10 protein-coding genes and 1 riboswitch are annotated in these 13,630 nt (G+C 54.5%); of the genes, 8 read left to right on the forward strand and 2 right to left on the reverse strand.

From position 1 onward, the window contains the following. Position 1: 1 nt before the first annotated feature. A complete protein-coding gene (locus OEV49_01995) occupies positions 2-1,039 on the reverse strand; it encodes an SDR family oxidoreductase (GenBank protein ID MDH3889829.1) in 1,038 nt (345 codons plus the stop codon). A 127-nt stretch (positions 1,040-1,166) separates the two neighbouring features. On the opposite strand from OEV49_01995, the gene OEV49_02000 reads away from it, so the two are divergent. The 8 genes from OEV49_02000 (at position 1,167) to OEV49_02035 (ending at position 10,283) form a co-directional block, all read left to right on the forward strand. Further along, positions 1,167-1,412: a hypothetical protein gene (locus tag OEV49_02000; GenBank protein MDH3889830.1), complete on the forward strand. Its 246-nt coding sequence runs from the start codon at positions 1,167-1,169 to the stop codon at positions 1,410-1,412. A 2-nt stretch (positions 1,413-1,414) separates the two neighbouring features. After that, complete coding sequence (locus tag OEV49_02005) at positions 1,415-3,151, forward strand: carbamoyltransferase (protein MDH3889831.1); 1,737 nt, start codon at positions 1,415-1,417, stop codon at positions 3,149-3,151. A 53-nt stretch (positions 3,152-3,204) separates the two neighbouring features. Next, a complete protein-coding gene (locus OEV49_02010; GenBank protein ID MDH3889832.1) occupies positions 3,205-3,366 on the forward strand; it encodes a DUF5989 family protein in 162 nt (53 codons plus the stop codon). A 23-nt stretch (positions 3,367-3,389) separates the two neighbouring features. Further along, positions 3,390-4,454 carry an SGNH/GDSL hydrolase family protein gene (locus OEV49_02015; GenBank protein MDH3889833.1) on the forward strand — a complete coding sequence of 355 codons (1,065 nt, stop codon included), beginning with the start codon at positions 3,390-3,392 and terminating at the stop codon, positions 4,452-4,454. Positions 4,455-4,493: 39 nt separating this feature from the next. Continuing rightward, positions 4,494-5,552: a GDSL-type esterase/lipase family protein gene (locus OEV49_02020; protein ID MDH3889834.1), complete on the forward strand. Its 1,059-nt coding sequence runs from the start codon at positions 4,494-4,496 to the stop codon at positions 5,550-5,552. Between the two features lie 259 nt (positions 5,553-5,811). After that, a riboswitch (cobalamin riboswitch) is annotated at positions 5,812-5,998 on the forward strand. Positions 5,999-6,241: 243 nt separating this feature from the next. After that, positions 6,242-8,494 carry a TonB-dependent receptor gene (locus OEV49_02025; GenBank protein MDH3889835.1) on the forward strand — a complete coding sequence of 751 codons (2,253 nt, stop codon included), beginning with the start codon at positions 6,242-6,244 and terminating at the stop codon, positions 8,492-8,494. After that, complete coding sequence (locus OEV49_02030; GenBank protein ID MDH3889836.1) at positions 8,491-9,720, forward strand: hypothetical protein; 1,230 nt, start codon at positions 8,491-8,493, stop codon at positions 9,718-9,720. The genes OEV49_02025 and OEV49_02030 overlap by 4 nt, the downstream gene beginning before the upstream one ends. Positions 9,721-9,857: 137 nt before the next feature. Continuing rightward, positions 9,858-10,283 carry a hypothetical protein gene (locus OEV49_02035; protein ID MDH3889837.1) on the forward strand — a complete coding sequence of 142 codons (426 nt, stop codon included), beginning with the start codon at positions 9,858-9,860 and terminating at the stop codon, positions 10,281-10,283. A gap of 217 nt (positions 10,284-10,500) precedes the next feature. On the opposite strand, the gene OEV49_02040 is transcribed toward OEV49_02035, so the two are convergent. After that, complete coding sequence (locus OEV49_02040) at positions 10,501-13,626, reverse strand: hypothetical protein (protein ID MDH3889838.1); 3,126 nt, start codon at positions 13,624-13,626, stop codon at positions 10,501-10,503. Between the last annotated feature and the right edge of the window lie 4 nt (positions 13,627-13,630).

Raw genomic sequence — 13,630 nt, forward strand, 5'->3', positions numbered from 1 at the left:
ATCACGGCTTAAGGTAGGTGCCGGTCATGTTGTTTGTGAGCAGGTCCTCAAGACTTCTCTCAATCGAACGATTGGTGAAGCCCAACTCACGCCTCGCCTTCATGGATGAATAAGCCCAGTCGTATTCAAGCAATCTGACCAGGTCGGGGTAGAAGGATACTTTTCCTTTTCCGGTCAGTTTCGACCAGGTCACAGCGCCACGCGATGCGACATTCAGAAGGGTGCGCGGGAGTCTGACCAGGTGTGGCGCCACGCCCAGAATCGATGATATATCCAACAACAGGGCGCGCACGGTAATATTGTCACCGGCCAGAATGTAGCGCTCCCCCGGTCGTCCTTTTTCCAGAGCGCCGATCACGCCGGGCACGACATCGCGAATATCGACCAGGTTGATCCGGTTGGGCAGATCGGGCGCCAGGAGCCATTTGAAACTCTTGCGCGCTTTCCCCCTGTCATCGCCGGTCCGTGAGGGCGCTATTATAACAGACGGGTTGACCATTACCAGTTCGGTTGATGAGTTTGAGGCCAGTTTCTGCAGTTGATCCTCAGCAGAATGCTTGCTCAAAATATACGGGATGCGCAGATGGGCGAGGTTAAAATCGTGCTCTTCGTTGATAAGGTCGGACTCACTAAGAGCCTTTGATGTCTTGTTGTTTCGCCGTGCGCGGGCCCCAACGGCCGCAATAGTGGACACCTGAACGAATCTCTTCACACCGGCCTCGGCCGCCGCCTGAAACAGCTTCACCGCCGCCACGGTGTTGAGCGCGGCGAATTGCGTCGGCCTGTCCTGACGAAAATTCACCCATGCCGCGGTATGAATCACAGCATCGATACCTCGCAGCAGTTCTTGGAACGAAGGCGCCGTGTTGAGATCGCACTTTCGCTTTTCCAGCCCGACCCTGTCCAGATAGGCCGTATCCGAACTTTCCCGCACCTGGGCAATCGGCTGTACACCGCGCTGGACGAAATCATGAACGAGCTGCTTGCCCAACGATCCGGTAGCACCGGTTATTAGAGTTTTTCCGTCTGTTATCAACACTGCTTAGCTGCCGATGATAAATATGGTTTACCGCTGGGCCATTTCTACATAGATTCACACGTTGTAATTGTGATAAGGAATTATGCGGTCTTAATCAACGGCTTTTTGACAGGATGCTCGGTTCGACATGAGAAAACTTGCCCGCAAAGTTTGGAACGGCTGGAAAAAAGTGGCGCTCCGGATCGCCCGGTTCCAAACTGCGCTGTTGTTGACGCTTTTTTATTTTCTGCTGCTGGTCCCGACCGGGTTTGTCTTCGGACTCTTCGGCTGGGATCCGCTGGCAAAGAGAAGACTGCAACGTCGCAAGAGCAGTAACTGGCAACCGGCCAAGTTACCGGAACCTGACCGGGAGGCGCTCAAGCACCAGAGTTAGCCATGCGCATACTTGGGATTTCATGTTTTTATCACGACTCAGCCGCCGCTTTGGTGATCGACGGCAAGCTGGTTGCGGCTGTTGCAGAAGAACGGATTTCGCGCATTAAGCACGATCAGGAACTGCCGGTGCAGGCGGTGACTTTCTGCCTTGAGAAGACCGGGCTTAAGATCAACGATCTCGACTACATCGTGTTCTATGACAAACCGCTGACCAAATTCGACCGCATCCTGACCGGCTATATGGCCATGCCGGGGCGATCCTACCGCGCCTTTCTCAAAGCGATGCCGGTGTGGCTGCGCCGAAAACTCTGGACCGACATGGTGATTCACAAAGACCTTGGTTTCGACGGCGAGATTTTGTATACCAGCCATCACCTTTCGCACGCCGCCGGCGCCTTTTTTAGTTCGCCCTTCGAACGATCCGCGATTCTGACCGTTGACGGCGTAGGTGAATGGGCTAACGCTTCTTATGGAATCGGCGAAAACAATCGGGTGCGTCTGCTGGCCGAGATGCACTATCCCCACTCGGTCGGGCTTTTGTACTCGGCTATCACCTATTACCTCGGCTTTCAGGTAAACTCGGCCGAGTACAAAGTGATGGGGCTGGCCCCTTACGGCCGCCCTCGGTTTGCCGAGGTGATCGAGAATGAACTGGTGACAATCCACGACGATGGTTCTATCCACCTGAACATGGACTACTTCGCATTTCACTATGGCAGCACCATGACCGGCCGCAAACTGGAGGCGCTGTTCGGGCAGCCCAGACGCACACCAGAGAGTGCATTAGCACCGTTTCATAACGATGTAGCTGCATCGATTCAGGCGGTTCTCGAAAAGATCGTGCTCAGAATGGCCCGCCATGTACGCAAGGAAACCGGCTGCGAACACCTCTGTATGTCGGGCGGGGTCGCCCTCAACTGCAAAGCCAACGGACTGTTGCTAAAAGAGCGCATTTTTGACAAAATCTATGTTCAGCCCGCCTCCGGTGATTCAGGCGGCGCGATCGGCGCGGCGTTGTATGCACACTACAAAATCTCAGGCGACGACAAACAGCCCCAGCGAGAGTTTGGAATTGGACCTGAGTTTACCGATGACGAGATCGGTGACTTCCTAAACAAAAATGACATCCCGTTTCTCGATCTTGAGCTTAAGGCAAGACAAGAGCGGCTGGCCGAGTGTATCGCCAATGGCCACATTGTAGCCATCTACCAGGGCGCGATGGAATTCGGACCCCGAGCGCTGGGCTTTCGGTCGATCCTGGCCGACCCGCGTGACGATTTGATGAAGGAGAAAATCAATGCTGCCGTTAAGTACCGTGAAAAATTCCGTCCTTTCGCACCCGTGGTGCTAGAAGAATATGCTTCGGAATATTTTGAGTGTCATGAACCATCGCCGTACATGTTGTTCAACTTCCAGGTTGAGCAATCCAAACAAGCCGTAATCCCGGCTGTTACCCATGTCGATGGATCTTCACGGATTCAGACGGTGTCACGCGACGACAATCCGATGTACTATGACATAATCGAAGCCTTCCGGAAGATCACGGGCCTGCCGGTACTGCTGAACACATCGTTCAACCTGCGCGGCCATCCAATTGTCCATACGCCCGAGCAGGCCTTCGCTACTTTCTGTTCCGGCGGTATTGACTTTTTGCTGATGGGCCGATATCTATTGGATAAGCGACAACTGCCGACCGAGACGGTTGATCGGTTCGTTTTCGAAAAAAGTGCCGACTGACCGCGTTCCAAAAAACTCGGACGGATCAACCAACACGACTCAGGTGAAGTGCGATGTTTCGACGACTGCGAATATTTTCAGAGTTTCTTTACTTTTTGAAGACTTCCAAGAAATGGTGGCTCGGCCCCATACTTGTATTTCTGCTTTTGCTGTCCCTGTTGGTCGTATTCACCGAGTCCTCCGCCCTTGCGCCGTTCATTTATTCGCTGTTCTAACCACTCTATCGCCGGACTGCTGAATGCCAACCAGCCCAAAGACAGTATCGTTGACGGTCAGAGTGCTCGCCGCCTTCGTGTCGGTCGCTCTTTTCCTGGTGGTTATCGAGTTGGCCCTGGCCCTGGTGGCGCCGGACTTGTATCATCAAAACCAATTCTTTCCCAGCAATCGAGACATTGACTTTCCCGAGGTATACGATCGTGACGCCCGTCTGATGTGGCGGTTCCGTCCCGGAATCACCACTACCTCCAGACTGTTCAGCGATCTCGATTACTCTATCAACTCGTTGGGAATGCGCGGACCCGACCTGCCCGACAGGTCGGACGCCTATCGAATAATTGCAGTTGGAAACTCCTGCACTTTCGGCTGGGGCGTGTCGTTTGCAGATACCTGGGTGCACCGACTACAGAGCCTGCTGAACGAACAGATACCCGGCCGGACGGTCGAAATCATCAACGCCGGTGTGCCCGGCTACAGTTCGTTCCAGGGAAAAAGATACCTATCCGATGATCTAATCGCGCTGCAACCGGACATGGTTCTGGTAATGTTCGGGCACAATGATCACTTCCCGGCCGGTCGGTCGGTCTCGGACAGCGCTCAGCAACTGAGTAACAGTCTTTTGATCGAATCACAAAACCTGCTCTCGAAACTGAGGCTCTACCGATTGTTGCGTAAAGGACTTCTACAACTGACAAGCGAAAAGGCCGAGGCTCGTCTCGATGACATCGGTAGCGTCAAGCGCGTATCCAGACCTGAGTTCTTTGCCAACCTCAAAGAGATCGTCCGCATGGCTCGAAGCTTCGACGTGCAGCCGGTCCTCTTGATTCCGCCGGTAGCTTCGCTTGAGAATTACTATGAAGGCACGGTGTCGAACTTCCATCACCTGCACCAACTATATCAAAAAGAGATGGTCCGCGCCTCACAATACGAAGAAGCGCCGGTGGTAGACTTGCAGGCAGCCTTCGACAACCACCACACGCTGTTCGATGATGTGACCAACGACCCGATTCATTTCAACCGGCAGGGCCACATAGTCGCCGCCCGCACAATTGCCGAGGCTGTCGCGCCCATAATCGAGACACAATAAAAGCTGACAAGTCCAGGCCTCGTCACTATCATTCGCACCATGTCGGCTCGAAGGCAATCCAAACTGTTTCGGCTGGTCGCGGCCCTGATAGTGCTGGCCGTATTCGTTACGCTGGTTGAAATCGGCGTGCGGGTGAGTGGCGTCGATGATTACTTTCAGAATCGTTTCTTCGTTCTTAACCGGGCGCTCGATTACCCTGATGTTTTCAAGAAAGACCGGCAACTGTTCTGGCGCTTTCGGACCGAACGCAATGTGACCTCCCGGTTTTTTGAGGGACGAAGCTACCGCATCAACTCACGTGGTCTGCGCGGTGGCGAAGTCAGCCGCACAAAAACGAAGAGACGTATATTGACACTCGGCAATTCCTGCACCTTCGGATGGGCGGTTACCGATCAACAAACGTACTCTAATCAACTTGAGATGATGCTCGATGGCGAATACGAAGTCATCAATGCCGGCATTCCCGGCTACAGTACGGTTCAGGGATTGCGGTTTCTTGAACAGGAACTGCTTGAACTTGATCCGGACATCGTCACCATCATGTTCGCCTGGAACGACCACTGGGTGGCGGCCGACGGCATTGCCGACGAGGAACAGCAGTTCCCGCCTCAGATACTGCTCAGTTGCCAGAATCAACTGTCAAAACTTCATTCCTATCGACTACTGAAGAAACTGTTGCTGTCTCAACTCGAAGCGCATCCGGACTCGACCTGGGATCGAGATTCTATTGTCTACCGGGTCAGTCATCAGGGTTTTGCACGCAACCTCCTGGCGATCTGCCGACTTTGCATCGACCGGGGTATCACGCCGATACTTCTGACCTCGCCGGCTCCGTCATTGGATCGCTATGGTCACAACCGGGGTTGGGCGCCGGTCGTTCGCTTTCACCAGGTCTATTGCTGGCAGACACGACAGGTTGCGACGGCTCTCGATGTCGACATGATCGATGCCGAGATGGAACTCAATGTTCATGAGGGGATGTACGACGACACGCGGCACGACTTTATCCATTTCAATGCCGCCGGTCATCGGATAATAGCCGGACTCTTGGCCGACAAGGTGCGGCAGCTGGAGACACGCACGGCGACAGGGCAGTAGACAATTCGGGTAGATCGAAAGCCCTGCCCCGAAGGGTTGAATGCCATTTATGGCCGCGAAGCGCGTGATGTCAGAACCGCTAAGGGGTCCTGATTTACTCACACCCTCATCCTGAGCGGAGTCGAATGATGAACTTGAGTCGTGCCCGCGTGATCTTCAGATCGCGTGGGTCGTCGTAGCCGAGTCTGAAGACTCGACTACCACAAGAAACAGTTAAGAACAAGAATACATCATTGACTTTCACATATCGATCACCCTTATTACCGCCAGTCGTTGTGGTGCCGTCCATCGGGATGGATAATAGGGAAGACGGTTAAAAGCCGTCGCAGCCCCGCTACTGTAAGGGCTACTCCGCGGGCATCAAGCCACTCGTCGTTGACGGGGAAGGCGCTCGCCGGGGGAATGAAGCCCAAGCCAGGAAACCTGCCACAGCTTTATCGTTGTTTGTTGCCGTCAGCGCGGGCTGACCGGTTAACCCCGTCGCCGCCGGCAACCCAGGGCACGTCATGCGGCGGCATTTTGTAAACAGCCCAGAATCTCTCCCGAACCCAGAGTGTCTTGCAGGTCGAACAACCTGGCCCGAAGGGCAGAAAACACTGCTTGGCCGTGTCGTCCTGAGCGCAGTCGAAGGGCGAGGTTTCGACGGCAAGTGGTCCGTCAAGCAGCTTTTCCTGTTGGCACTGGTGTTAATGCCGCTGGTGTTCGCTGCAGGCAATCTCCGCGCCCAATCCAACACCCGTCTCAGTGGCACCGTAATCTCAAAAGAGGATGGCAGCGTTGTACCTCACGCCGAGTTGTCTCTGCTCGGAACTTCATATCGCGTGACTACCGATGACGCCGGATCGTTCGCGTTCGATAACGTACCTCTCGGCATCTATCGCCTACGGATAACCGCACCCGGCTTCGAAACCAACGAAACATCCGACTTGCAACTGTTGCCGGATATCACTCGACAAGTCAGGATCACTCTCGACCGCAAGACTTATCCGGTATCCGGAGTCACGGTGAAAGGAGTACGACAAATACAGCCGAACGGTGTCACCGTGGTTGATCGTCAACAGATCGAACGACTCCACCCCGAGGATGTCTCGGACATTCTCGAAACGGTGGAAGGTGTCCAGGTCGAGCGTGCCGGACCCGGAGGTCAGGCGACGATACGTATCCGAGGTAGTTCGACCAACCAGGTGTTAGTGTTACTCGATGGCCATCGATTGAACGCTGCATCAAGCGGCGTGGCCGATCTGAACAGCGTACCGGTGTCGGCAGTTGAGCGGATCGAGTTGTACAAAAGCGGTGCCTCGGCGCAATTTGGTCCCGATGCGCTGGCCGGCGCCGTGAATATCATCACGCATCCCACGGCCTCGCTAAGGCCGGCCACCGCTGAGGCTACAGTAACCACAGGTTCCTTTGGTACGCGACGGCAGAGCGTGAGCCTGGAAGTGCCGATCAATTCGGTCAACGTGACCCAACGTGTGGCTCTTGACAATCGAACATCGGAGGGCGATTTCGATTACAACTACCACGTCTCCCCCGGCAACACGGTATACCACGGTCCCCGCATCAATAACGCAAGCAGCAGTCGCAGCTTTTTTGGCTCCGGCACGATGTCGCACAGCAGCACGCAACTGGGATACTCGTTTCAACTCTACGATGCCGGCAACGGGCTGCCGGACAAAGCCTCCGGGCAAAACGAAAATGCCTATCGTGAGGACGACCGGTTGTTCTTTAGCAGTCGTCTGGATCATCAGTTTTCGCACCGGCTGGGTGCATCTTTGAGTGGTGGCTATTCACGAGGTGTACAGTTCTTTTCTGATCGCTTTGGACCTCTGCTCAATCAGTATGAAACTCGCTACACCGACAAGAATCTCGACGTCAAAGGGGAAGTTGTTTATCAAACAGGTGACTTGTCCGAGCTTCGAGCGGGATACCAATACCGGTACGCCCAACTCGACCACGAAGACTTGCTCCGGACGGTGTATGCAACCGCGGTTACCAGACGACGTACCAATTCGTTTTTTGTCAGCAGCCGGTATCCTTTCGATCTTTCACGATCCGGCCTGCTCGATGATCTCACCTTGACCGCATCGCTCCGCTACGACCACGCCACCACCGACCCCGACAAGAAGCAGATTCTTTTCCCTCAACCATTGACGCGCCACGTTGTCCACACCGAATCATGGTCGCCACGGTTGGGGATCACGATCACCCGGGGTGATCGCCTGCGGCTGGTATCCCGTGCCTCGTGGGGCCGGTCACTTAACTTGCCTTCATTCAGTGCTCTTTTCTGGCAGGGGACCGGCCGCTCGGCCGGCAACCCGGACCTGAGACCGGAACGGGCCGAGCATCTCGATGGTTCTCTTGAGGTCAGCACCAAGGTTGCGTTTATCACCTTCGCCGCCGGAATGACATTCTACCGCAAAGACGTTGAGGACCTTACCCTCTGGCTGCAATCATCGCCGGACGGCGCTTTCAAACCCCAGAACCTTGGATTCGCCAGGATCAAAGGGCATGAGGATTTTGTTAAGCTGACCTTGTTCAACGATGTTTTGGAAATGTCTTACGGCAACAGCATTACCCACGCTCTCAACAAGCGGCCCGACCACCACGACTACGACAAAAGCCTGGTCTACACGCCACCTTATGTCACTACATTCTCTCTCAGCCTGGCTTATGGGGTTCTTTTTGCATCTTACGACATCCGCTGGGTGGGGCGGCGTTACGCCTTAAGCGGCAACGAGAAATGGTACGATCCCTACCGCTTGCATGATCTAACCGTCGGATCGGAACTCAATATCGCCGAAGACTGGCGCCTCAGGTTGGACGGCAGAATCAACAATCTATCCGATGAGCCTTATGTCCTGATCGCGCAGCATCCCATGCCGGGCCGAGCCTACAACCTCTCGCTTACCATCAGCTACCAACCCAAAGGAACCAAACCATGAAAAGTCTATTACTCTCGCTGCCAAGCTTGTTTACCGTATGGTATCTGACGATCACACCGGCCGCCATGGCCGTGGACCCTACGGCCTGGGTAATCAATGCCAACGGTGAGACATTGTCCCGAATCAATCTGGCATCAACGGTCGTATCCAACGATCTGCTACCACTCGGAACCGACGTGCTCTCATATCCGAACCAGATTGTGGTTCGCGACACGCTGGCCTTCGTGGTCTGTTCCGGCACCGACGAGATTCAAGTGATTGACTTAAACCGTGTGGCTACTGTTGACTTCATTAGCACCGGCGCCGCCTCCAATCCATACTGGATGGCCTTTCTGGACAACCACACCGCCTATGTCACGAGTTTCGTTAACAACAGTCTGATCAAGTTAGACATGGATTCCGGCAGTGTCGTCAAGGAAACGGATGTTGGAACCTCGCCTGAAGGTGTGATTATCCACGATTTCAAAGCATACATCGCCGTCACCGGTTTTGACCCGGGGACATTTCTCTACGGGCAGGGAAAAGTTGCTGTCTATGATACCCAGAGCGATGAGAAACTGTACGATATCAACGTCGGCGTCAACCCTCAGTACCTGGCTGTCGATGCCCTGGAGCGTATCCATGTCGTTTGCACCGGTGACTATTGGTCGAGTTTCGGCGTGGTATACATCATTGACCCCGCCCTGGATTCGGTGGTCGACAGCGTCATCATAGGCGGTTCGCCCGGCCAGTTATCGATCAGCCCGGACGGCGTTGCCTATCTGGCCGCGGGAGGTTGGGACATTGACGGCTACGTCTACACCTATAACGCCGCCGCCGGTCAACTGCTGCACGGACCGGCCGACCCGCTTGTGGTCGATTTCGGATGTTGGACAGCCGTGCCATATCAGGATTCGTCTGTTTTTGTCGGCGGCATGTCGAACTTCGTGACGCCGATCGATTCAGCCGGATCGATCCAGGATCGTTTCACGCTGGGCAACGGACCGGTCCATCTCGATTTCAATTATCGACCCGGTGACCTAAGCGGTGATTTTTTAATAGACATTGCCGATCTGGTATATATGGTCGACTGGTATTTCACCGGCGGCACCGAACCATCGCACCCGAAATGGCGGGCCAATATGAACGGCGATTATGGTTACGACGTCGCAGATTTGGTATACCTGGTCGACTTTATGTTCACCGGCGGTCCGCCGCCCGTTATGGGACCCACATGGTTTGAGTAGATGAATAGAAAAAAGATGCATCCTGTTGTGATTGACGTTGACGGCGTGGTATTATCTGTTATATTGTAGTCTATCCGGCTTAATGAATGCCACGTTTTTTCGATCCGACAGGGGATCACCATTAGGATAATACAACTATGAACGGTTGGAGTTTTGAGTATACGATTGATCCGGACCTCACCAATCGTCTGGCCAATGTGAAGGTTTTCGGTGTCTGGAAGATTGAGACGGCCCGGAGTTTCAAAGAAGATTTCGAAGAGCAGACGGTTGAACTGATCAAGAGTCCCTGGGCCAAACTGTCCGATCTGTCAACCTGGAAAATCGCCTATCCCGAAGTGACCGATATTGTCGCCAACCATCTCAAATGGTGCCTTGCCCATAACATGGTCTGGTCGGTGAACATCATTGACAACCCGGCAACTTACAAGCAGCTTCAAAAAATGTGGGCACGAGCCGGTTCGGCCAAACAGTCCAAGACCTTCCGCACCCGCAACGAAGCCGAGACTTTTCTCAAACAACAGGGCTTCACTTTCGGCTCGGCCAAAAAGCCCAGCGGCTGGTAATAAATCACTTTTTTGCCGCTTCGCGGCCTGACATCCAGAAAACTACGAACAACATCTCTCAGTTTGAGTAGGTCGGGACCCTCTTAGCGGTTCCGACATCGACCAGCAGCGAAACTGTGTGTGTGGTGTACGTCCTAGTGCGCCATATAATCCTGTAGGTCAGGAGTGCTGGTCTCCTGACTTACGAGTCTTGACGACGTTACGATTTGTGTGACCGCTAGAGAGCGAGCTTGAGATAATGGCCGGCCCACCTCCAGAAACCCCCGTGGCGCGGAAGGAGTTCTTCCAGTTGCTGCACATCCTCCACCCATGTCGTCTGTCCCATTATCGAGACGAAATCAAGGAAGGCGATCATGGCGTAGGTACGCCCGATCAGGAACATGGTCTCTCCATCCATGATCATCCCGCGATAATCCTGGTTGTGCGAGCCGACGCTCAGAAACAGAATGACCTCCTCCTGCTCTTTGGGCGAAAGACCCATACCCCACCACGATTCTATCAGCGCCGCGGCCTCCTCTTTCAAGACCTCTCTTATGGCCGTGGCGTTGGTATGGGTTTCTCGACCGGTCGTCTGTTTGGCTCTGGCCAGAATATACTTACGCACGAAAGGTCCCCAGCCTTCCAGCGGGAGGATAGAGCTAATGGCGCGCTGGGAGGCGAAGAACTGGGTCTTCAGGTGCAACTTGGCTTTTTGCTTGAGTGAGTCGTCGACAATGTATGTCGGCTTGAAGCCCTCGGCGATCAACAACTCCGGTAGCGTCCGCACTGCTTCGGTAACCGAGGCGGGAAAGGGGAATAGTCTTTGGAACACTTCGCTTTGGGCAATACCGTCATTGAGAGCCTGAAGTTTGCCGACAACGTCTCCAACGTCCACGTCCATACTGTAGATACCGGTTTTGAATAAACCGCCGGCGGTCTCGATCTCCTGGCGCATTTCGTTCTGAAGAATCACGAATCGTGTGAACAGTTCGTTGGCCCTGGACATCTGCGGATTCTCGGCGCTGGGTGCGTTCTCCAGGGCCGGGGAAACCACCAGAACAACACAGCCGCGACAGGCCGCACCGAACAGCATAGCGCCCCAAAAACCGCTGTTCCAGAGCGAGTCGGGGATGTAGAGATGGGAGCCTTTGGGCATCAGGTTGTAAAGGATGGCTTTGATAATGTTGGAGTTCTTGGGACCGAATCCGGTGGTGTTGTGAACCTGCATGGCCGATGCCAGCCATCCTTTCTCTTGAAGCTCCAATAACATATCATCGTAATTATCCGGCTTGGTCAATGGTCGCAGGACAACCGGGATTTCACTCAGGTTGTAACCTTGAGAGAGAAGCAGGTCTCGGGCTGCATCCTTGAGAGCCACCAGGACAGGCCCGCGAGCCAGAACCGACCGGTCGTCCCAGGCCGGACCGACATAATGTTCGCCCACGCCCATTCCCGTGAAGATAGCCCCGCCTTTTGCAGGGTCCAGCTCGGTGACGTCGTAGAAGGCGATCTTTCGGTGATCGCGCAGGAGATTGTCAGGAATAAAAGGGAGGTAGGCAAAAAAGTCGGCGCTTCTGAACGACAGATCGGACGGGTTGGTGACGCTGACGTGCACTTTGATGAGATTATCGAGCCATTCCCGGCCGAAGCGTCGGGCATCGGCCTGAAGCGCCTCCGATTGCGCCACCGCAGCCCTGAGTTCCTCCTGGGATGCGCGGATGGCTTCTTCCCAGTGGCGGAACTCCCGAGAAAGACCAATCTCGTGGCCCATCGGGTCTTCCAGAAGGGCCAGCCAGAGTCGTGCCTTATGGATCTCGAAGCCGTTTTGGTCCAGGAAGAGCATGTAGGTAGGCATCTTCCCGGTCGTATCGTATGCCTTCACTTTTGAGATTAAGGCGTGAAAGTACGAGTTGATTGTCTGCCGGTATGAGACTTCATCCGGATTGCCTTCTGAATCCCGTCCTCGGAAATCATGTATCCAGAGAACATGGTAGTCTTCGGCGGCATGAATCATCCGTTCCAATTCCGGCTGGAACAGTTCGTTAATCACATAGTGAACATCGTTGGCATGTGTGAATTCCTGCTCAACCGCCTTTTCGATGATACCCTCCAGCTCCATCTCGCTGTCATGATCCTCAAAGCGAAGGGCGTAATGCAGGGGGAGCCAAACAAGCCGCGATTCGCCCCATGTTTTTTTGGAGCGGTGACGGTTCTCCTCGATGTACTCAATTAGGGTCCGAAAAACATACATCACAGCCTCGCGCTTCTCGGCCGGGAGGTTTGAGGAGTTGTTGATGTACGCGCCAAACAGCTTTGCCCCTCGCGACCCGAGTCCCAGGACTGAGTCGTGTCTTTTTCTCTGACCGAGGAGCCGGTTGTAGGGGAGGAGCACTTCGTCGAGAATAATCGACCTGGCCCTTGCCGCGATTCGAGAACCGGCGGAGCCCTCGCCAACTGCGCCGCCGGAACCGACCGCTAGTGAGAACGCTTTGGCCAATTCGTGGTGGTAGACTTCAACTTCCGCCTCGAAGGTATGTCCTGCGGGATATAGTGAGTCCTTGGCGTGCATGTGGCTCTTCAGGCTGTTGACCAAAGTCATGAACTCGGCAATATCGGATTCATCCTTCCCCGCACCCTGGTCCAAGAACGGCGCAGTGTAGATGTTGATCCACTCGGCGGCATGTCGGACAAAGCCGAGGGTTTCCTTAAGTTCTGCCGTGGGAACGAAATCTGATTTTTCGGTGCGACCGGCCAGGGGAAGCCGCACGCGGTCGGCCTTTGGACGGGTTTTCCCCAGATGGGGTTGGCCCAGGGGTATACTCAGACCGAGACTGAAGGAGCGGTCGCGCCCGGGGAGCCAGTCGAAACGCAAACTCCCGCCCATTCCAAGCGGGCCACCCCGGCGCAGAGGGAGAGAGAGGGACATCAGAAATGACCAGTTCTCCTGGCGAAACGAATAGTCTGCGCCAGCTTGCAGGAACAAAAACCGACTGGCCCCAAGAAAACGAAATCCTCCATCGAACTTCTTTTCCCCCCGTCTAAGGTATCCTTCACTTACCAGACCAAGTAATCCCCAGATCGGGTTGACGGCATCTTTGTAGACGCCGAGATTAAGCTCACCATTGACCTTTCCGTCGACCCCCTCACCACCCCAGGCAACCATGGGACTGATGTATGGTTTCCAAAGGGGTGGCATGCCCATCGATCTGAACATGAATCCTTCCTCGGCTGAAGGTGTCTGCTGGTCGGACTGGGCCGATTGAAACCCCAGTAGCAGAACAAGGATTAACACGGACAGTCTAATCCATTTGGACAGGTCAGCGATATTTAGACCGCCGTTAGTGTCGGCATCTGAGTTCGTCATAGCT

It is taken from the genome of Candidatus Zixiibacteriota bacterium, assembly GCA_029860345.1.
Lineage (GTDB): Bacteria > Zixibacteria > MSB-5A5 > GN15 > FEB-12 > JAJRTA01.